The following is a 252-nucleotide window of genomic DNA, read 5'->3' on the forward strand; positions in this document are numbered from 1 at the left end:
CTTGAAATCAAAAGTCAGACCTAAACGCTACACCTCTTACAAAGGTGAAGTCGGTAGAATCGCTGAAAATGTTCTCAAACGTGAATTTACGGCAAAGAAGCCCAATCAAAAATGGGTGACCGATGTCACTGAATTTAAAGTCAATGGAGAAAAGGTATACCTGTCACCGGTAATAGACCTATTTAACCAAGAAGTGGTCAGCTATGAGGTAAGGACATCTGTCACGCTACCACTAGTGACTGACATGCTTAA

The 252-nt window shown here is 41.3% G+C and carries 1 protein-coding gene; it reads left to right on the plus strand.

Going from position 1 to position 252, the window contains the following annotated elements; genetic code table 11:
- Nucleotides 1-252, plus strand: a 252-nt coding sequence (locus tag SB756_RS32885; RefSeq protein WP_410913613.1) for a DDE-type integrase/transposase/recombinase, incomplete at both ends; no start/stop codon positions are given.

The organism is Pseudomonas sp. SIMBA_068 (assembly GCF_046534705.1).
GTDB lineage: Bacteria > Pseudomonadota > Gammaproteobacteria > Pseudomonadales > Pseudomonadaceae > Aquipseudomonas > Aquipseudomonas putida.